The 18,431-nt window shown below is 71.5% G+C and carries 17 protein-coding genes and 3 pseudogenes; 13 read left to right on the top strand and 7 right to left on the bottom strand.

What is annotated here, in order from left to right:
* The first annotated feature begins 50 nt into the window (after positions 1 to 50).
* From AB0I04_RS29655 to hemW, 3 genes are all read left to right on the top strand, one after another.
* The gene (locus tag AB0I04_RS29655) at positions 51 to 917 is read left to right on the top strand and encodes an LLM class F420-dependent oxidoreductase (RefSeq protein ID WP_360891445.1); all 867 of its coding nucleotides are present in this window, start codon (positions 51 to 53) and stop codon (positions 915 to 917) included.
* Positions 918 to 1,199: 282 nt separating this feature from the next.
* Positions 1,200 to 1,571 carry an ATP-binding protein gene (locus tag AB0I04_RS29650; RefSeq protein WP_360891442.1) on the top strand — a complete coding sequence of 124 codons (372 nt, stop codon included), beginning with the start codon at positions 1,200 to 1,202 and terminating at the stop codon, positions 1,569 to 1,571.
* A gap of 108 nt (positions 1,572 to 1,679) precedes the next feature.
* Positions 1,680 to 2,888, top strand: a complete 1,209-nt coding sequence (gene hemW / locus AB0I04_RS29645) for a radical SAM family heme chaperone HemW (protein ID WP_360891438.1) — start codon at positions 1,680 to 1,682, stop codon at positions 2,886 to 2,888.
* Positions 2,889 to 2,898: 10 nt separating this feature from the next.
* Here the strand turns inward: hemW and AB0I04_RS29640 are convergent, their stop codons facing one another.
* The 4 genes from AB0I04_RS29640 to AB0I04_RS29625 all read right to left on the bottom strand — a co-directional run bounded on the left by AB0I04_RS29640 (position 2,899) and on the right by AB0I04_RS29625 (position 6,366).
* Entirely contained in the window at positions 2,899 to 3,804 is a 906-nt protein-coding gene (locus AB0I04_RS29640) for a DUF4870 domain-containing protein (protein WP_360891435.1), read from the bottom strand.
* A 9-nt stretch (positions 3,805 to 3,813) separates the two neighbouring features.
* Positions 3,814 to 4,452, bottom strand: a complete 639-nt coding sequence (locus tag AB0I04_RS29635) for a DUF4870 domain-containing protein (protein WP_360891432.1) — start codon at positions 4,450 to 4,452, stop codon at positions 3,814 to 3,816.
* 102 nt (positions 4,453 to 4,554) lie between these two features.
* Positions 4,555 to 5,376, bottom strand: a complete 822-nt coding sequence (locus AB0I04_RS29630; protein ID WP_360891429.1) for a DUF3097 domain-containing protein — start codon at positions 5,374 to 5,376, stop codon at positions 4,555 to 4,557.
* Positions 5,377 to 5,562: 186 nt separating this feature from the next.
* On the bottom strand, positions 5,563 to 6,366 hold the full coding sequence (locus AB0I04_RS29625; protein ID WP_360891427.1) for an MBL fold metallo-hydrolase: 804 nt from the start codon (positions 6,364 to 6,366) through the stop codon (positions 5,563 to 5,565).
* 135 nt (positions 6,367 to 6,501) lie between these two features.
* Here AB0I04_RS29625 and hrcA point away from each other — a divergent pair, with 135 nt between their 5' ends.
* Both hrcA and dnaJ read left to right on the top strand, forming a co-directional pair.
* Positions 6,502 to 7,515 (top strand): heat-inducible transcriptional repressor HrcA, encoded by a 1,014-nt coding sequence (hrcA, locus tag AB0I04_RS29620; protein ID WP_360891424.1) that lies wholly within the window; start codon positions 6,502 to 6,504, stop codon positions 7,513 to 7,515.
* Positions 7,516 to 8,646: a molecular chaperone DnaJ gene (gene dnaJ, locus AB0I04_RS29615; RefSeq protein WP_360891421.1), complete on the top strand. Its 1,131-nt coding sequence runs from the start codon at positions 7,516 to 7,518 to the stop codon at positions 8,644 to 8,646. It abuts the gene before it with no gap.
* A gap of 213 nt (positions 8,647 to 8,859) precedes the next feature.
* Here the strand turns inward: dnaJ and AB0I04_RS29610 are convergent, their stop codons facing one another.
* Complete coding sequence (locus AB0I04_RS29610; RefSeq protein ID WP_360891418.1) at positions 8,860 to 10,347, bottom strand: MFS transporter; 1,488 nt, start codon at positions 10,345 to 10,347, stop codon at positions 8,860 to 8,862.
* Between the two features lie 126 nt (positions 10,348 to 10,473).
* Between AB0I04_RS29610 and AB0I04_RS29605 the strand changes: the two genes are divergently transcribed.
* Both AB0I04_RS29605 and AB0I04_RS29600 read left to right on the top strand, forming a co-directional pair.
* The gene (locus tag AB0I04_RS29605; RefSeq protein WP_360891415.1) at positions 10,474 to 11,547 is read left to right on the top strand and encodes an AsnC family transcriptional regulator; all 1,074 of its coding nucleotides are present in this window, start codon (positions 10,474 to 10,476) and stop codon (positions 11,545 to 11,547) included.
* A 123-nt stretch (positions 11,548 to 11,670) separates the two neighbouring features.
* A complete protein-coding gene (locus AB0I04_RS29600) occupies positions 11,671 to 12,402 on the top strand; it encodes a 16S rRNA (uracil(1498)-N(3))-methyltransferase (protein ID WP_360891412.1) in 732 nt (243 codons plus the stop codon).
* 105 nt (positions 12,403 to 12,507) lie between these two features.
* On the opposite strand, the gene AB0I04_RS29595 is transcribed toward AB0I04_RS29600, so the two are convergent.
* Positions 12,508 to 13,158 carry a hypothetical protein gene (locus AB0I04_RS29595; RefSeq protein ID WP_360891409.1) on the bottom strand — a complete coding sequence of 217 codons (651 nt, stop codon included), beginning with the start codon at positions 13,156 to 13,158 and terminating at the stop codon, positions 12,508 to 12,510.
* On the bottom strand, positions 13,158 to 13,697 hold the full coding sequence (locus AB0I04_RS29590) for a SigE family RNA polymerase sigma factor (protein ID WP_360891406.1): 540 nt from the start codon (positions 13,695 to 13,697) through the stop codon (positions 13,158 to 13,160). Before AB0I04_RS29590 ends, AB0I04_RS29595 begins: the two co-directional genes overlap by 1 nt.
* A 310-nt stretch (positions 13,698 to 14,007) precedes the next feature.
* On the opposite strand from AB0I04_RS29590, the gene AB0I04_RS29585 reads away from it, so the two are divergent.
* The 6 genes and pseudogenes from AB0I04_RS29585 to AB0I04_RS29560 all read left to right on the top strand — a co-directional run bounded on the left by AB0I04_RS29585 (position 14,008) and on the right by AB0I04_RS29560 (position 18,386).
* On the top strand, positions 14,008 to 14,358 hold the full coding sequence (locus tag AB0I04_RS29585; RefSeq protein WP_360891403.1) for a histidine triad nucleotide-binding protein: 351 nt from the start codon (positions 14,008 to 14,010) through the stop codon (positions 14,356 to 14,358).
* A gap of 116 nt (positions 14,359 to 14,474) precedes the next feature.
* Positions 14,475 to 15,182 (top strand): annotated as a pseudogene (locus tag AB0I04_RS29580) (PhoH family protein); the annotation flags it as partial.
* Positions 15,171 to 15,998: pseudogene (locus AB0I04_RS29575) on the top strand (LAGLIDADG family homing endonuclease); the annotation flags it as partial. The pseudogenes AB0I04_RS29580 and AB0I04_RS29575, both read left to right, overlap by 12 nt.
* A 264-nt stretch (positions 15,999 to 16,262) precedes the next feature.
* Positions 16,263 to 16,595, top strand: a pseudogene (locus tag AB0I04_RS29570) (PhoH family protein); the annotation flags it as partial.
* A 1-nt stretch (position 16,596) separates the two neighbouring features.
* Positions 16,597 to 17,079, top strand: coding sequence for an rRNA maturation RNase YbeY (gene ybeY / locus AB0I04_RS29565; RefSeq protein ID WP_360891400.1), 483 nt, complete (start codon positions 16,597 to 16,599; stop codon positions 17,077 to 17,079).
* On the top strand, positions 17,076 to 18,386 hold the full coding sequence (locus AB0I04_RS29560) for a hemolysin family protein (RefSeq protein WP_360891398.1): 1,311 nt from the start codon (positions 17,076 to 17,078) through the stop codon (positions 18,384 to 18,386). The genes ybeY and AB0I04_RS29560 overlap by 4 nt, the downstream gene beginning before the upstream one ends.
* The last annotated feature ends 45 nt before the right edge of the window (positions 18,387 to 18,431 follow it).

Genomic DNA, 18,431 nt, shown 5'->3' with positions numbered 1-18,431 from the left:
GGGGCAGGCTGACCGTGACAGCGGTCGGCCGAGACGGTTGGAGGAAGACGATGGTGAACGTCGGCAGGGTGGGCATCTGGAGCCTCGGGCTGCGCAACGACGATCCGAACGCTGCGGGCGAGATCCGGGACGCGGCGGCGGAGCTCGAACGGCTCGGGTACGACGCGATCTGGCTCGGCGGAAGCCCGGGGGTGCACCACGCCGAGCCGGTGCTGGAGTCGACCTCCCGGGTGGTCGTCGCCACCGGGATCCTCAACATCTGGGAGTACGACGCAGCCGACGTCGGGGCGCGGCACAAGGCGGTGTCCGCGGCCCATCCTGGACGGTTCCTGCTGGGCCTGGGTGCGAGCCACGCCGGCCTCGCCGAGGGCTACCGCAGGCCGTACTCGGCGATGGTCGCGTACCTCGACGGGCTCGACGCCGCGGGCGTTCCGCGATCCGAGCGCGTGCTGGCCGCGCTCGGGCCGCGCATGCTCGCGCTGTCCCGGGACCGCGCGGCCGGCGCGCACCCGTACCTCGTGACGCCCGAGCACACGGCGCTGGCGCGGGAGATCCTCGGCCCGGACCGCATGCTGGCCCCCGAGATCAAGGTGGTCCTCGACACCGATCCCGAGCGGGCGCGTGCGACGGCACGGCGGCACCTCGGCTTCTACATGAAGCTGCCCAACTACACGAACAACCTGCTGCGACTGGGCTTCAGCGAGGACGACTTCGCCGAGGGCGGCAGTGACCGCCTGATCGACGCGGCCGTCGCGTGCGGCGACGTCGAGACGGTACGGCGGCGGATCGCCGCTCACCGTGAGGCGGGCGCCGACCATGCGGTCCTCCAGGTGCTCACCGACGACCGGAGCGGGCTGCCCCGTACGGAGTGGCGGGAGCTCGCCGCCGGCCTGGGACTGGACCGGCTGGGTTCTTGAGGCCGGCAGCCTCCCGCGCCGGGAGGGGCACTGTGACGAACCTCACCGCGGCGAGGGCGGACGCCCATGGGTAAGGGTTCGCGGCCGATAAGGGACCGCTCATCTGCTCCGTCCGAAAAACCGTAACCGGCGATCCGGGTTTTCGTCCGCCCCGAGGGGAATGAGGTCGTTCCGTCTTTTTAGGGAGGAGTTGTGGATGCTGCCATAGCGCGACCGGAAGCACACCCCCGCCATCCGTGTGTCCCGGACGGCAGCGCTCCGGCCGCTATGACGCTCATCGGAGTGATCGCACTGCCCGGGACGGAGTGGTCGGTCGCGGTGAGCCGTGAATTCGTGCGGGACGTACTCGGCTCCCACCACCCCGCTCTGGACGGCGTCGGCCTCAGCGTGAGCGAACTCGCCACCAACGCGATCAGGCACACCCCCAGCGGAGCCGGCGGCCGGTTCACGATAAGGCTCGCCGCCGCGGACCACCGGATCCGGGCCGAGGTCATCAACGACGGCGTGATCGACGGCGAACCCCACCGCAGGAGCGAACCGGGCATCGACGCCGAGCACGGGCGCGGGCTGCTCCTCGTCGACGCCCTCGCGGACCGCTGGGGCGTGACCCGGTGCGCCGGCCGGACCACGGTGTGGGCGGAGTTCGGCTACTGAGGAGCCTCGAGATCCGGCCACCTCCTGATCATCGGAGCACCCTCGTACGCCGTCCCGGGCACTCATACGCCGTCCCGGGCATTCGTCCGGTGGCGGCAGACTTGAGGGGTGCCCTCGACTCTGCCCGATGGAGATCCGGTCCCCAGCGACGGCGCGCTGCCCGGCAGCGCCCTCGAAGGTCTCGGTGACCGCCCGTTCGGCTTCTACGTGCACGTGCCGTTCTGCGTCACCCGCTGCGGCTACTGCGATTTCAACACCTACACGGCGACCGAGCTCCGGGGCGCGTCACGCGAGGCGTACGCCGACACGGCCATCGCCGAGATCCGTCTCGCCCGCCGCGTGCTCGGCGACGTCGACCTTCCCGTCGCGACCGTCTTCGTCGGAGGCGGCACGCCCACCCTGCTGCCCGCCGACGACCTGGGCCGGATCCTCGACGCGATCGGCAAGGAGTTCGGGCTGGCGGCCGACGCCGAGGTGACCACCGAGGCCAACCCCGAAACGGTCGATCCGGGCTACCTCGCGGGCCTCCGGGAGGCGGGCTTCACACGCATGTCCTTCGGGATGCAGAGCTCCCAGGAACACGTGCTGGCCGTCCTCGACCGCACGCACACGCCCGGCAGGCCGCAGCAGTGCGTCCGGTGGGCGCGCGAGGCCGGGTTCGAGCACGTGAACCTCGACCTCATCTACGGTGCGCCGGGGGAGAGCGACGCCGACTGGCAGGCCAGCCTCGACGCCGTACTCGAGGCCCGTCCCGATCACGTCTCGGCGTACGCGCTGATTGTCGAGGAGGGCACCCGGCTGGCCGCCCAGGTGCGGCGTGGTGAGGTCGCAGCGCCGGACGACGACGCCATGGCCGACCGCTACCTCGCCGCCGAGCGCACCCTCGGCGCCCACGGGCTGAACTGGTACGAGATCTCCAACTGGGCGGCGGACGACGACGCCCGCTGCCGGCACAACCTCCTGTACTGGACCGGCGGCGACTGGTGGGGGGTCGGCCCGGGCTCGCACAGCCACGTCGGCGGCACCCGCTGGTGGAACGTCAAGCACCCCGCCGCCTACGCCGCCCGCCTCGCGGCCGACACCACGCCGGCGCACGCCCGGGAGGTTCTGGACACCGCCGACCGGCGGTTCGAACGCGTGATGCTCGAACTGCGCCTGGCCGACGGCTGCCCCCTCGACCTGCTCGACGACGCCGCCGTACGCCGCGCGGTCGCGGGCGGCCTGCTCGTCGCCGAAGCCTACGAGGCGGGACGCGCGGTGCTGACCATGCGCGGGCGGCTCCTGGCCGACGCGGTCGTCCGCGACCTGACGCCCTGACGAGCCGCGATCATTTGATCATCGGCCAGCACAGCCACTTCGGGATCACGTACGGCTGGGCCTTGCTCGCCCGCACCGCGCCCATGATCAGATAGATCAGGTGCGCCACGCCGTACGCCACGAGCACCGGGAGGACGACGATCGCGCCGATCCCGAGCGTGACGACGATCAGCAGGATGCTGCCGAACGTGAGGATGAGGCTGGTCAGCGCGAGGTTCAGCGCCTGCGCGCCGTGTTGGCGGACGAACGGCGACCGGTCCTTGCGCGACGCGTAGACGATGAGTGGCGCGATGAATCCGATCGCGAACTGCCCGACGTAGGCCATGAGCGCCCACGTCGTGTCGTCGGCCGCCGTGATCCCCGGGGTGGCGTACGCCGGCGGCCCGTAGCCGTACGGGACGGGAGGCCCGCCGTACGGCGGGCCGGGCGGGTGCGGAGGGCTGCCGTACCCGGGACCGTGCGCTGGTGGACCGGGCGGCGCGTCGTACGGCCCGGACCCTGCCGGCGGGCCGCCGTAGGGCCGTCCATACGGCGGCGGCTCGGCCGGCGCGCCGTACGCCCCCGGATGTGCCGACGGTTCAGTCGGTGGCCCGTACGGCCCCGGTAGTGCGGGCGGTTCGGCCGGGGTGCCGTACGCCCCCGGTAGTGCGGGCGGTTCGGTCGGTGGCCCGTACGCCCCCGGTTGGGCCGGTGGCTCGACAGGGGCGCCGTACGGCCCTGGTTGCGCCGGGGGGCCGCCGTACGGCGGTTGGCCGGGAGGGGCCTCGTAGGACGGCCGGCCGGGCGGAGTGTCGTGCGGTCCCGGCCATGAGGGTTCGGGCGGGGGACCGCCGAGAGGCGGAGGAGTGGAGGGCGGGCCGCTCAGCGCCGGGTCCGGCGGTTCGAAAGAGGGCCGGGGGTCCTGTGGCTCGCTCACACGACATCCCTATCGCAGGATCGGCCAGGCGGCGATCGAGGGCAGGCGGTACCACTCGCAGCGGTTCGCGCCGATCGCGGCCTTGACGACGCAGAAGTACTCGATGGCCAGCACCGCCAGCGTGATGAGCAGGCCCTGTGGGCCGATGAAGTAGGTCACGGCGAAGGCGGCGATGTTGCAGGCGGTCATCGCGATGGACAGGTTGAGCGCCTGGACCGCGTGGAAGCGCGCGAACCGCGAGGAACGGCCCCTGAGGAGGTAGACGATGGCCGGGGCGATGAACCCGGCGACGAAGATCCCGACGTAGGCCGGGACGGCCCAGCGTTCGTCCTCGTCCGTGACCGGCCCGCCGGTGGGCGTCGGCTCGCGGCGCCGCTTCGCGGGCTTGGGCGGGCCGTAGCCCGCGGCCGGCGGGGCCTGCTGCCCGTGCGGTGCGGCGTACGGCTGCTGCTGGTATCCGCTCTGGTCGTAGCCTCCCGGCGCGTACCCGGGCTGGGCGTACGGCGACGGCCCGTGGCCCTGGGCCGGTGCCTGTCCATGGCCCTGGCCTCCGTGCCCCGGTCCGTACGCCTGGCCTCCCGGGCCGGGCCCGTAACCCGGTCCGCCGAGGCCGGGCCGTCCGTAGCCCGGTTGCTGGCCATAGGTCATTGGTGGTGTCCCTTCTAGCGGAACATGAGGAGATGTCGGGGGGTGACCGAAAGAGGTCGCAGTGTATGAGACGTACGCCGGCGCGGGATGGTTGCGGCGTCCTCAGTCCTGTTGCTGGACGGTGACGAAGTCGATCAACTCCTCGACCCGCCCGAGCAGCGCGGGCTCCAGGTCGGTGTAGGCGCGGACCCGGCCGAGGATCGCCTGCCACACCTCGCCCGGCTCGCCCCGCCAGCCGAGGGCGGCGATGACACCCTCCTTCCAGGACGTCCCGCGCGGCACCCGGGGCCACTCCGGGATGCCGAGCACCGACGGCTTCACGGCCTCCCAGATGTCGATGAAGGGGTGACCGGTGACCAGGACGTACGGCGAGGAGACCGCGTCGGCGATGCGGCTCTCCTTCGAACCGGTCACGAGGTGGTCGACGAGCACGCCCAGCCGGCGTTCCGGCCCGGGGCCGAACTCCTCGACGATGTCGGGGAGGTGGTCGACGCCCTCGAGGTACTCCACGACGACGCCCTCGACCCGCAGGTCGTGCCCCCAGATCTTCTCCACGAGCTCGGCGTCATGGCGGCCCTCGACGTAGATCCGGCTCTCCCGGGCGACGCGGGCCCGGAGGTTCGGCACGGCGATCGAGCCGGACGCCGACCGCGCGGGCCCCGCCGCCCGTACGGGACGGACGAGCGTCACCGGCTTGCCGTCCATGAGGAACCCGGCCTTGGCGAGAGGGAAGACCCGGCGCTTGCCGAACCGGTCCTCCAGGGTCACCGCGTCCTTCTCGCAGGCGACGACCGCGCCGCAGAAACCGCTCGACGGGTCCTCGGCGACCAGACCCGGCTCGGCGGCGACCTCCGGGATCTGCCCTTTCTTCGGGCGGCGCCAGTCGCCGGACAGAACGTCGCGTCCATAGTCTTTGCTCCGCACTCGTCGCACCGTACCGGTCACGGGGCGAGCGAGTCAGCCGTCCGAGCGGCTCGCGCTGATCCCTCGCCGCCCCGATCGTCCGGGCGGCTCGCTATGAGCCCTTGTCAGTCCGGTCCGGGCGGCTCACCCTGATGTCCTGCCGGTCCGATCACCCGGCGGCGCACCGGATCGGGCCCTCCCGGTGGCTCATCCTGATCCAGGGCTCGGGTCCAGGTGGTCGTGGCCGCGCCGGACCGCCTCGCGCAGCGCCTCGGCCGGGTACGGCCAGTCGCCCGAGCCGAGTGCCTCCTCGACGTCCAGCCCCGCGGCGTGCGTCTCCCGCACCCGGTGGGCCACCAGGTCGATCTCCTCGCGCTGGCGGGCCGCGAACTCCGGATCGACGGGCTCCCCGTGCCCCGGCACGAGCACGCCGTCCACGGCCCGCAGCAGCTCGGCCAGGGTGCCGGGCCACTCCAGGGGGAACGAGTCGCCGCCGTACGACGGCGGGCCCGACTGCTCGATCAGGTCGCCGGTGAACGCGCACCGGGCGTCGGGAACCCACACGACGAGATCGCCGTCCGTGTGGCCCCGGCCGAAGTGGCGCAGCTCGACGACGCGGTCGCCCAGGTCGAGCTCGGCGCGGTCGGTGACGAGGTGGTCCGGCGCGAGCAGCAGGTCGGTCTCGACCTTCTCCGCCCACCCGGGGAACTCACGCGCCAGCATCGGCCGCGCGGTGTGCGCCATGTAGTCCGGCACCGACGTGTGTCCCCACCGCTCCCCGGCGAACGCGGCGTTGCCGAAGCAGTGGTCGAAATGGCCGTGGGTGTTGACGACGACGGGATCATCGACGCCGAGCCGCCGAACGTCGTCGCGCAGCCGCACGCCCTGTGCGACACTCGCGCGGGTGTCGATGACGACGGCGCCCTCGGCCCCGACGACGACCCCCACGGTCACGTCGAAGTCGGAATAACGGCGCTGGAAACAACGTTCCGCAATCTCGTGCCAGGTCACACGAGTGACTCTGTCATGCTCGACGCGAGAACGTGATCCACCGGCGTCTCCTCGTGCGTGCCGCCGAGCCGTACACTTGGCACTCAGAGGAGAAGAGTGCCAGATTGAAGGGCTGTGGACACGGGAGGTGAGTGCGTGCTCGACGATCGAAAACTGGCCGTGCTGCGAGCCATCGTCGAAGATTACGTGTCCACCCACGAGCCGGTGGGTTCCAAGACGCTGGTCGACCGGCACAATCTCGGCGTCTCGCCGGCCACGATCCGCAACGACATGGCCGTACTGGAGGAGCAGGGCTACATCGCCCAGCCCCACACCAGCGCGGGACGTGTTCCGACCGACAAGGGATACCGGCTGTTCGTCGACCGGCTGTCCACGATCAAGCCGCTGTCCGCGGCCGAGCGGCGCGCCATCGAGACGTTCCTGGCCAACGCCTACGACCTCGACGACGTCGTGAGCCGTACGGTCCGGCTGCTGGCACAGCTGACGCGGCAGGTCGCCGTCGTGCAGTATCCCTCGCTGACGCGTTCGTCGGTACGGCACGTCGAGCTGGTGCCGATCGCGGCCCAGCGGCTCCTGCTCGTGGTCATCACCAACACCGGCCGCGTCGAGCAGCGGGCCATCGAGACCCACGAGGACGTCTCCGACGAGGCCATCGCGCACCTGCGGGCGCTGCTCAACGCGCGTCTCGACGGGTGCTGGCTCACTGACGTGCCCGACGCGCTCGCCGACCTGCCGGAGCAGGTTCCGGTCGGCGAGCGGCCCCTGGCCGCGACGGTGCTGTCGGTCCTCCTCGAGAGCCTCGTGGAGAAGCACGAAGAGAAGATAATCATCGGCGGTGCGGCGAACCTCGCCCGCGCCGACTTGTCCCAGAGCCTCCGTGACGTGCTGGAGGCCCTGGAAGAACAGGTCGTCCTGATGCGACTGCTCGGCGAGGCGGAGAACCCCTCCGGCCTCACCGTGCGGATCGGCACCGAGAACCCGCATGAGGGCCTGCGCACGACCTCGGTGGTCGCCACCGGGTACGGCGCGGGCGACCAGGCCGTGGCCCGGCTCGGCGTTCTCGGTCCGACGCGGATGGACTACCCCGGGACGATGGGAGCAGTGCGCGCAGTGGCACGTTACGTCGGTCAGATTCTGGCGGGGTCGTAAGTGGCGAACGACTACTACGCGACCCTTGGGGTGCGCCGGGACGCCAGTGCGGACGAGATCAAGAAGGCTTACCGAAGGCTCGCGCGTGAGCTGCACCCGGATGTGAATCCCGATCCGGCCACGCAGGATCGGTTCAAGGAGATCACCCAGGCGTACGAGGTGCTCTCCGATCCGAAGAAACGCGAGATGTACGACCTGGGCGCCGACCCGTTCGCCGCCGGCGCCGGCGCGGGAGCCGGTGGCTTTGGCGCCGGGTTCCCGTTCAGCGACATCATGGACGCCTTCTTCGGCACCACCACCCAGCGAGGGCCGCGCAGCCGGGCCCGGCGGGGCCGCAACGGCACCGTGCGCGTGGAACTGGACCTGTCCGAGACGGCGTTCGGCACCACGCGCGAGCTGACGGTCGACACCGCCGTCGTGTGCAACAACTGCTCGGGCGCCGGCACGGCCCCGGGCACGCACCCCGAGACGTGCGACATGTGTCACGGCCGGGGCGAGGTGCAGCAGGTCACCCGGTCGTTCCTCGGTCAGGTCATGACGTCGCGGGCCTGCCCCCAGTGCGGCGGCTACGGCACCATGATCCGCAACCCGTGCCCGGAGTGCTCCGGCGACGGCCGGGTCCGCACCCGCCGCACGATCAAGGTGCGCATCCCCGCCGGTGTCGAGAACGGCACCCACATCCAGCTCGCCGGTGAGGGCGAGGTCGGCCCGGGCGGCGGACCGGCCGGCGACCTGTTCCTGGAGATCGTGGAGCGCCCACACCAGATCTTCGAACGGCAGGGCGACGATCTGCACTGCACCGTCCAGGTCCCGATGACCGCCGCCGCGCTCGGCACCACGCTGACCGTCGAGACCCTCGACGGCCCGGAGGAGATCGACATCCGGCCCGGCACCCAGTCCGGCCAGGTGATCCCGATGTACGGCCTGGGCATCAAGCACCTCAACGAGAACGGCCGCGGCGACCTCATGATCCACGTGAACATCGAGACGCCGACCAAGCTCGACGAGGAGCAGGAGGAGCTCCTGCGCAAGCTGGCGAGCCTGCGCGGCGAGGAGCGCCCGCCGGGCAAGTTCTCCCCGGGCCAGCAGGGCTTCTTCTCCCGCCTCCGCGACGCGTTCAACGGCCGCTGAGCCTCCACGAAGGCCCCGCCCGGTCTCTGTGCCGGACGGGGCCTTCGTCATTCGTAGGCGGTCTCCGGCACGTGGTGGGTCTTCGTCACGTGGATCGGTCTTCTCACGTGGGTGGGTCTTCGTCACGTTGGTGGCTCTTCGCCCACGTCGGCTGTGCCGGGCCCCCGTCCACGTCACCTGGGCGGGACCGGTCCACATAGGCGGGGGCCTCGATCATCCGTGGGCGGGTGCCGTGGAGCGGTTCTCCGGCTCCCGTTCCGGCGGTGCCTCGCGCGTGCGCATCAGCGCCGTCGTGACGGCCGCCGCGACGAGGAGCCCCGCCGCGAGCCAGAACGTCAGCCCGACGGCGTGCAGCGACGCGGCGCCCGGCCCGCCGCCCGTCCGGGCCCCCGTCGCCAGGCTGCGGAAGAAGACGGTGCCCAGCAGGGCGATGCCCAACGTGCCGCCGAACTGCTGGACCGCGTTGAGCAGTCCGGCGGCCGACCCCGTCTCATGCGGGCGTACCCGGGTCAGGGCGGTGGTGAAGAAGGGCACGGTGAACAGCCCGTTCCCGATCCCGCACAGCCCCAGCGCGCCGAGCAGCGCCCAGGGGTAGGCCCCGGGCCGGGCGCCGGCGTAGACGGCGACCGCGACGAAGAGACCGGCGAGCATGACGGCCAGCCCCACGAACATCATCCGCGGTCCGTACCGCGGCACCAGGCGCGTCCCCGAGACCCACGAGGAGATCGCCATGCCGCAGGACCACGGCAGCAGCGTCAGCCCGGCGGAGAGGACGTCGTCGCCCAGCCCCACCTGCACCTGCACCACGACGACCAGCATCAGCCCGTTCATCACCGCGAAGAACAGCGTCGAGGTCGCCAGCGCGGCCGGGAAGCCCCGGTCGCGGAACAGGCTCGGCTCGACCAGCGGCCGGCCACCGCGCCGGGCTGCGTACCGCTGCTGAAGACCGAACGCCACCAGGACCACGGCCCCGGCGCCCATCTCGGCCCAGCCGCCCGCCCGCACACCGGCGGTCCCGCTCTGAATCAGGGGATGGACGACCAGCCCGGATCCGGCGATCGCCAGCACCGTGCCGAGCAGGTCCAGGCGTGGCCGCGCCGCCGCCCGGTCCTCGCGCATCCTCGGAACCACGGCCAGCACGACGGCCGCTAGGGGCAGGTTGACGAGGAACACCGAACGCCAGGAGGAGCCGAACAGGTCGGCGTGCGTGAGCACCGCCCCCAGCACCGGCCCGCAGATCGCGGCCAGGCCCATCACCGGCCCGATGCTCCCCATCGCCTTGGCCAGCTCCGCCCCGTCGAACATGGCACGGATCAGCCCGATCGTCTGCGGGATGATCAACGCGGCGGCGGCACCCTGGACCGCTCGGGCGACGATCAGCGCCCCGGCCCCGGGCACCAGCGCGCACGACAGCGACGCGAGCGCGAAGCCCACCACCCCGACCGCGAACACGCGCCTGCGCCCCACCATGTCGCCCAACCGGCCCCCCGTGACCAGCAGCATCGCGAACGGCAGCGTGTAAGCGGCGCTGAACCACTGGATGTCGGCCTCGTCACCGCCCAGGTCGGTGTGGATGACCGGCGCGGCGACCTGCACGATCGTCGCGTCCAGCAGGTTCATCGCCTCGGCGACCAGCAGGGCGCCCAGCGCGAGCCATCGGAAGCGGTACGCCGCTCCCGCCGTCCCTTCTCGTATCTCCATCGATCTTCCTTCCGGTCACGCCCGATGTCGCGATCCAGCGTGCGGGGCCGGGGTCAGCCGTTCCATTCACGGCGCGAGATCCGCGGATTGTTTCCATCAGAGGCGTGACAGGTGCAAGATCGGTGCATGCTCGACGATCTCGACCGGTGCATCATCCACGCCCTCTACATCGACGGACGGGCGCCGTTCAGCCGGATCGCCACGGTCCTCGGCGTGTCCACCCAGACCGTCGCGCGCCGATACCGGCGGCTGCGCGTCGAAGCGGGCCTGCGCGTGGTCGGCCTCGCCGAGACACGCCAGGCCGGGCACACCCAGTGGATGGTCCGCCTCACTACGACCCCGGCCACCGCGCAGACGCTCGCGCACTCCCTCGCCCGGCGGCCGGACACCTCATGGGTCAAGCTGGTCTCGGGCGGCACGGAGATCTTCACGCTCATCCACGCGCCGCACGGCGTCGAGGTCTCGCAGGCCCTGCTGCTGCGCGACATCCCGCGCCGGGCGGGGATCACCGCCGTCTCCGCCCACTGCGTGCTGCACACCTACCTGGGCGGCCCCACCACCTGGCGCGGAGTCACCCAGGCCCTCAGCGAGAGCCAGCAACGGGAGCTGCGGCCCGCGGCGGAGCCCGGCGACGCACTAGCCGGGTCGGCCTCCCACCCCCGTACGGCCCGCCCTGCCTCTCCCGACGGTGCGCCGACCCAGTCCCGTATGGTCCGGCCTGCACCTCCGGCGCGCGCGGACCAGGAACTGCTCGCCGCGCTCCGCCAGGACGGCCGCGCCTCGTACGCCGACCTGGCCGCCGCGACGGGCTGGTCGCAGGCCACCGTCGCCCGCCACATCGCCGACCTGCGCGCCCGCGGCACGGTCTTCTTCGACGTCGAGATCGACCCCGCCGTCCTCGGAGCGACCACCCAGGCCCTGCTGTGGATGGCCGTCGCACCGGCCCGCCTGGACCACGTCGCGACCGCGCTCGCCGGCCACCACGAACTGGCCGTCGTCGCCGCCACCACCGGCCCGACCAACCTCCTCGCCCAGGCACTCTGCTCCGACCCGACCGAGCTGCACCACTACCTCACGCGGCGCCTCGGCGCCCTCGACGGCATCCACACCCTCGAGACCGCCCCGATCCTCCACACCGTCAAGGCGGCCGGCACGCTCAGCCCGGCGGGCACCCGGCTCGGCCTGTCCTCGGCGTCCTGACGCGGCGGACCGCTCAGGCGGCCTTGACCTCCAGCACGCCACGCGGATCCCCGACGACCAGCGTCCCGATGCCGTGCCGCACCGCCGCGCTCTCGGCACCGCGGCACGCCTACGATCGGTGCCATGAGCCCGCCCCTCTTTCTCGCCGATCCCGCGCGCCTCGACTCCGATCGAATCCTCCTCGACGGACCCGAGGGGCGCCACGCGGCCGCCGTACGCCGGCTCCGGGCGGGAGAGCGGGTCGACCTGAGCGACGGGGAGGGCCGGCTCGTCGAATGCGTCGTTGCCTCCGCCGAGCGTGACAGCCTCCACTTGGAGGCCGTCACACGCCGGTACGTTCCCCGCCCGGAACCCCGCATCGTCGTCGTCCAGGCCCTGCCCAAGGGCGACCGGGGAGAGCTCGCGGTCGAGACGATGACCGAGGTGGGCGTCGACGTGATCGTGCCGTGGACCGCCGCGCGCTGCGTCACACAGTGGCGGGGCGACCGGCGGGCCAAGGCGCTCGCACGGTGGCGCGGTACGGCGCGCGAGGCGGCCAAGCAGAGCCGCCGGGTATGGATGCCGGAGGTGACCGAGCCCGCCGGCACGGCCGCGGCGGCCGAGCGCGCCGCCGACGCGGCGCTCACCGTGATCCTGCACGAGGAAGCCGAGCGGCCGCTGAGCGGGATCGACGTTCCGGACACCGGCGACATCGTCGTGGTCGTCGGCCCCGAGGGCGGGCTGACCGACGACGAGATCGCCGCGTTCCAGGCCGCGGGCGGCACTCCCGTCCTTCTCGGCCCGACCGTCCTGCGCACCTCCACCGCAGGGGTCGCGGCGGCCGCCGTACTGCTCAGCCGCGCCGGCCGCTGGTAGACCTCACGTCACGGGGCGGCCGTGCTGCCCGGCCACGGCGGTCGCCGATGGACCTCACGTCACCGGGCGACCGTGCCGCTCAGCGGCGCCGGTCGCCGGGGCCCGTCACGGGGACGACTGCGTCGACGGCTGCTGGCCGCCGTTGGTCGGCGCAACGCTCGTCGTCGCCGACTGCGTCGGCGACGACACGGGCGGCGTGGGCGTTTCCTGCGAGGCCGGAGGCGATGTCGCCGACGCCGGCCCGCACGTGACTCGTGGCGACGGACCTGTGGTCGCCGTCTTGGCACCGGCCGAACCGGGCGGCGGCTTGATCGTGCCCTCACCCGGCGGGCACTTACGGCCGGTGACGACGTGCGTGCCCCCGGGCGTCGTCGGGACCGCCGTCGGACGGGGCGACGCGCTCGTTTCAGGACGAGAGGGGTTGACCGGAGGTGGCGCGGTCACCGCGTGCTGCCCACCTGCGACGGACGTGCCGCCGTCCTGATGGTCGTCGGGGCTGAAGTGCCCCGTCTGCACGAAGGTCTTGATCGCCGGGGTCGCGGACACGGCGGCCCCCGCGACGACGACCGCGGCGGCGACGGCCGCCAGCGGACGAAGCCACGGTATGGCGAACCACGTCAGGAAGCGCCGCTCGCGCTTCTTGCCGATCTTGGTGCGGATCTGCTCAAGACCCTCTGGAGAGGGCGTGACCGCTTCCGCTTCCGCGTGCAAGACACGGCGCAGACGCTCGCCGTACTCGTCGAAGGGTTCGGTCATTAAAGCTGCTCCAGAACGCTGCGAAGCGCGGCCATCCCGCGCGCGGTGTGGCTCTTGACGGCTCCCCGGCTGATCCCCATTGCACTGGCGATCTCCGCCTCGGACAGATCACCGTAGTAACGCAGCACCAGCGCCTCCCGCTGCCGGGTCGGCAGCCCGCTCAGGGCCTTGACCACCGCGGAGCGCTCGAGCTCGACGATCGCGCCGTTCTCGGCGCTCGGTGCGTCGGGCAGGCCCTTGGGAGCGTACTTCTCCACGACGGCCCGGTGCCGCAGTACGGATCGTGACCGGTTGACCACCGACTGCCGGAGGTACGACAGCGCCTTCTCCGGATCGCGCAGCCGCCGCCATGCCCCGTGCATGGCGACGAAGGCGTCCTGCACCACTTCCTCCGCCGTCGCGAGGTCGCGTACGAGGAGGGCGCTGAGCCGTACGAGGGAGCGGTAATGAGCACTGTAAAGCGCGGTAACCGCCTGGTCAGCGTCCCAGGCGACGGTCACCGCGCCTGTCGTTCCTCTGGCCACGAGGGTCTCGGTCACATCAGTAGGACGCGTGCCCTCGCCGTCAGGTTTACGAAAGGGCATTCCTCGTCTCGCCTTATCCGCCCGTCGGTGCCTTCATCGGGTGTCGTCTCATTGGACGTACGCCGCGACCCAGCAGGTTCGCGCGAACGTCACCCGGCTTGGATTTTGGGTGCGGATCCAGCGCTGGGGGTTCGCGTGAGAGCAACGATAACCAGACGAGGGAGTGCCTTGGCCATCCTTACACGCCCGCCCGCGTAACGATTCGTAGACGACCAGGTGGTCCCCGCCGCGATAACATGCGCTGACCCCGGCGAAGGAGAGTTCATTGACGGAACAGGACTGCTTGTTCTGCAAGATCGTATCCGGAGAAGTGCCCGCGGACATTGTGCGCGAGTCCGACCGGACGATCGCGTTCCGGGACATCAACCCGCAGGCGCCGACGCACGTCCTCGTCATCCCGCGCGAGCACCACCCGACCGCCGCCGCGCTCGCCGCCGTCGACGGGGACCTCCTCGCGCAGGTGATCCGGGAGGCCCACGAGGTCGCGGTCGCGGACGGCGTCGAGGAGACCGGATACCGCGTCGTGTTCAACACCGGGCCGGGCGCCGGGCAGACCGTGTTCCACGTGCACGCGCACGTCCTCGGAGGCCGCGGGCTGGGCTGGCCTCCGGGATGAAGGACCGTCCCCACATGATCGGAAAATGAGTGGTGCGGGCCGGTAACATGGGTGAGACGCAGCCGAAGACCCGACGTGACCGGAAAGCAGGGGCGAAGAGGCCGCAAGGCCGCGCTATGGCCGAATCAATTCAGACCGACACCGCGCCCGAAGGCGCGCGCGCGCAGATAAAGATCGTGATCCCGGACGACCACTCGATGGTCGCCCTCCTCGGTTCCCGCGACGAGCTTCTCGAGGTCGTGGAGCGAGCGTTCGACAGCGACGTCCACGTCCGCGGCAACGAGATCACGATCACCGGCCGGGCCGAAGAGACCGACCTCGCCGCCAAGCTCTTCGAGGAGCTGCTCGCTCTGCTCAAGAGCGGCACCACCATCACCCCCGACGCCATCGAACGCAGCATCGCGATGCTGCGCGCCGAGACGACGGAGCGGCCGGCCGAGGTGCTCACCCTCGACATCCTCTCGTCGCGGGGCCGCACCATCCGGCCCAAGACGCTCAACCAGAAGCACTACGTCGACGAGATCGACCGGCACACCATCGTGTTCGGCATCGGGCCCGCGGGCACCGGCAAGACCTACCTGGCCATGGCCAAGGCCGTGAAGGCGCTGCAGGCCAAGGAGGTCAACCGCATCATCCTGACCCGGCCCGCCGTCGAGGCCGGCGAGCGGCTGGGCTTCCTGCCGGGCACCCTGTACGAGAAGATCGACCCGTACCTGCGCCCGCTGTACGACGCGCTGCACGACATGGTCGACCCCGACTCGATCCCCCGCCTCATGGCCGCCGGCACGATTGAGGTGGCTCCGCTGGCATATATGCGTGGTCGCGCACAACCGACCTTTATGCCGGTTTTGACGCCTGATGGCTGGCGTCCCATCGGCGACCTCCAGGTCGGCGACCTCGTCGTCGGCTCGAACGGCGAGCCGACCCCGGTCCTCGGCGTCTATCCGCAGGGTGAGAAGGACATCTACCGCGTCACCGCCCAGGACGGCGCGTGGACTCTGTGCTGCGGCGAGCATCTGTGGACCGTCCGGACGGCCGCCGACAAGCGCCGCAACAAGCCGTGGCGGGTCATGGAGACCCGGGAGATGATCGGCAACCTGCGCGCGGCGCACGCCCGGCGCTACGAGCTCCCGCTGCTCACCGCCCCCGTGCACTTCCCCGAGCGCGAGGTCCCCATGGACCCGTACGCGCTGGGCCTGCTACTAGGGGACGGCTGCCTGACTGGCTCCACGACGCCCTCCTTCGCCACGAACGACCCTGAGCTCGTCGTCGCGCTTGGAGAGCTCCTCCCCGGCATCGAGGTTCGCCACAGGGGCCGCGTCGACTACGCGCTGAGCCGTGTCATCGAGCCCGGCCAGGTCAGAACCATCGCGAACCCGGTGAGCGTCGTCGCGCGCGAACTCGGCTTGGGCGGTACGCGGTCGGCGACGAAGTTCATCCCGGACGCGTACCTCCACAACAGCGCCGAGGTCAGGCTGGCAGTGCTCCAAGGGCTCCTGGACAGCGACGGCGGGCCTGTCACGCAGGCCGATCGCACGTGCCGCATCCAGTTCACGACGACGTCGATCCTGCTCCGGGACGACGTCATGGCGCTGGTCCGGTCGCTGGGCGGGATCGCCTACACGCGGCGGCGCCTGGCCGAGGGCCGCAAGCCCGGACGGGCGCAGGGCCGCGACGTCGGCTACCGGAGTGACGCGCACATCGTCGATATCCGACTCCCCGAGGGCGTCGAGCCCTTCCGGCTCACCCGGAAGCGCGAGAAATACCACGAGGCCGGGGGCGGCGGGCGGCCGATGCGGTTCATCGACGAGATCGAGCCGGCGGGCCGCGAGGAGTGCGTGTGCATCCAGGTGGCGGCCGAGGACTCGCTGTACGTCACCCAGGATTACCTGCTGACGCACAACACCCTCAACGACTCCTTCATCATCCTCGACGAGGCGCAGAACACCTCGCCGGAGCAGATGAAGATGTTCCTGACGCGGCTCGGCTTCGGTTCGAAGGTCGTCGTGACCGGTGACGTCACTCAGGTGGATCTGCCATCCGGGCAGCAGAGCGGGCTGCGGGTCGTCCAGGACATCCTCGATGGCCTCGACGACATCGCGTTCTGCACGCTGACGAGCAAGGACGTCGTTCGCCACAAGCTGGTGAGCGCGATCGTCGACGCGTACAGCCGCTACGACGCCCAGCCGGCCCAGCTCCCGCAGGGCCGCGGCGGCTCGCGCAAGCGGGGGCGCTGATATGAGCATCGAGGTCCTCAACGAGTCCGGGGCGCCGGCCGACGAGGCCACGCTCCAGGCCCTCGCGGCGCACGTGCTCGAGCAGCTTCAGGTCCACCCGCTCGCGGAGCTGTCGATCCTCCTCGTCGATGAGAACGCGATGACCGAGCTGCACGAGAAGTGGATGGGCGAGCCGGGCCCGACCGACGTGCTCTCCTTCCCCATGGACGAGCTGCGGCCGGGTCACGTGTCCGGTGGCGCCGACGACGCTCCGTCGGACCCGGCGCTGCTCGGCGACGTCGTGCTGTGCCCGTCCGTCGCGGCGAAGCAGGCCAAGAAGGCGGGGCACAGCGCCGAGGACGAGCTGCACCTGCTGTGCACGCACGGCGTCCTGCACCTGCTCGGCTACGACCACGCCGAGCCCGAAGAGCACAAGGAGATGTTCGGCCTGCAGGCCGAGCTGCTCGCCTCGTGGCGAGAGGCTCGCGCCCGGCCCTCCTCATGACCACTGTCCAAGGTTGGTTGATCGTCGGCGCTGTCGTGCTGGTGGCGATCGCCGGACTGTTCGCGAGCGCCGAAACCGCCCTGGCCCGGATCTCCCGGGTCCGGGTGGAGGAGCTCGTACGCGAGGAGCGGCGGGGCACCCGCCAGCTGGCCGAGGTCGTCGCCGACCCGCCGCGTTACCTCAATCTTCTTCTGCTGCTGCGGGTGAGCTGCGAGCTGACCGCGACGGTCCTCGTCGCGGACGTGTGCATCACCTGGCTGGGCGCGAACTGGCGCGCGTACGTCACCGCCGCCGCCGTCATGATCGTCGTCAGCTACATCGCGGTGGGTGTCTCGCCGCGGACGCTCGGTCGTCAGCACCCCGACAAGATCGCGCTGGCCGGCGCGGCGGTGATCCATCCGCTGGCCCGGGTCCTGGGGCCGCTGCCGCGGCTCCTGATCCTCCTCGGCAACGCTCTCACGCCCGGCCGGGGTTTCCGCGAGGGGCCGTTCGCGTCGGAGGCGGAGCTGCGGGACCTCGTCGACCTCGCGGAGCAGCGGCGGCTGATCGAGCCGGACGAGCGCCAGATGATCCACTCGGTGTTCGAGCTGGGTGACACGCTCGTCCGCGAGGTGATGGTGCCGCGCACCGACATCGTCTTCATCGAGCGCGACAAGACGCTGCGGCAGGCGCTGTCGCTCGCGCTGCGCAGCGGGTTCTCCCGGATCCCGGTGGTCGGGGAGAACGAGGATGACGTGGTCGGCATCGCCTATCTGAAGGACATCGTCCGCCGCAGCCACGAGTTCCGTGAGGGCGAGTCGGTCGAGACGGTCGAGACGATCATGCGGCCGGCGACGTACGTCCCGGACAGCAAGCCGATCGACGAGCTGCTCCGCGAGATGCAGGCCCGCCAGATCCACTGCGCGATCGTCATCGACGAGTACGGCGGCACGGCGGGGCTGGTCACGATCGAGGACATCCTCGAGGAGATCGTCGGTGAGATCACCGACGAGTACGACCAGGAGCCGCCTCGGGTCGAGCGCCTGCCGGACGGCTCGGCACGGGTCACGGCGCGGCTACCGGTCGAGGACCTCGCGGAGCTGTTCGAGGTGGAGATCGACGTGGACGAGGTGGAGACCGTCGGCGGTCTGCTGGCGCACGCGCTGGGCCGGGTGCCGATCGCCGGGTCGCAGGCGACGGTGGCGGGCCTGCGGCTGACCGCCGAGAGCCTCGCCGGCCGGCGCAACCGCATCGGCACCGTGCTGGCCGAGCGGATTCCGACGGAGGAGTCCGAACCGGAGCAGGAGCGCGAGAACGCCGACGCCTGATCCTCGCCGTCCCGGGGGCGATGCGGAGGCCTGATCCTCACCGCG

It is taken from the genome of Actinoallomurus sp. NPDC050550 (assembly GCF_040655075.1).
In the GTDB taxonomy this organism is placed as follows: domain Bacteria; phylum Actinomycetota; class Actinomycetes; order Streptosporangiales; family Streptosporangiaceae; genus Actinoallomurus.
Note: the sequence above shows the minus strand (reverse complement) of the source record. Positions and strands in the feature narration are given on the sequence as shown.

What these genes read in the sequence shown, in the direction of transcription:
- AB0I04_RS29655 (WP_360891445.1), top strand. Translation starts at nt 51, where the DNA reads ATGGTGAACGTCGGCAGGGTGGGCATCTGGAGCCTCGGGCTGCGCAAC.
- AB0I04_RS29635 (WP_360891432.1), bottom strand. Translation starts at nt 4,452, where the DNA reads ATGACCTATGGCCAGCAACCGGGCTACGGACGGCCCGGCCTCGGCGGA.
- AB0I04_RS29610 (WP_360891418.1), bottom strand. Translation starts at nt 10,347, where the DNA reads ATGGAGATACGAGAAGGGACGGCGGGAGCGGCGTACCGCTTCCGATGG.
- AB0I04_RS29605 (WP_360891415.1), top strand. Translation starts at nt 10,474, where the DNA reads ATGCTCGACGATCTCGACCGGTGCATCATCCACGCCCTCTACATCGAC.
- AB0I04_RS29600 (WP_360891412.1), top strand. Translation starts at nt 11,671, where the DNA reads ATGAGCCCGCCCCTCTTTCTCGCCGATCCCGCGCGCCTCGACTCCGAT.
- AB0I04_RS29595 (WP_360891409.1), bottom strand. Translation starts at nt 13,158, where the DNA reads ATGACCGAACCCTTCGACGAGTACGGCGAGCGTCTGCGCCGTGTCTTG.
- ybeY (WP_360891400.1), top strand. Translation starts at nt 16,597, where the DNA reads ATGAGCATCGAGGTCCTCAACGAGTCCGGGGCGCCGGCCGACGAGGCC.
- AB0I04_RS29560 (WP_360891398.1), top strand. Translation starts at nt 17,076, where the DNA reads ATGACCACTGTCCAAGGTTGGTTGATCGTCGGCGCTGTCGTGCTGGTG.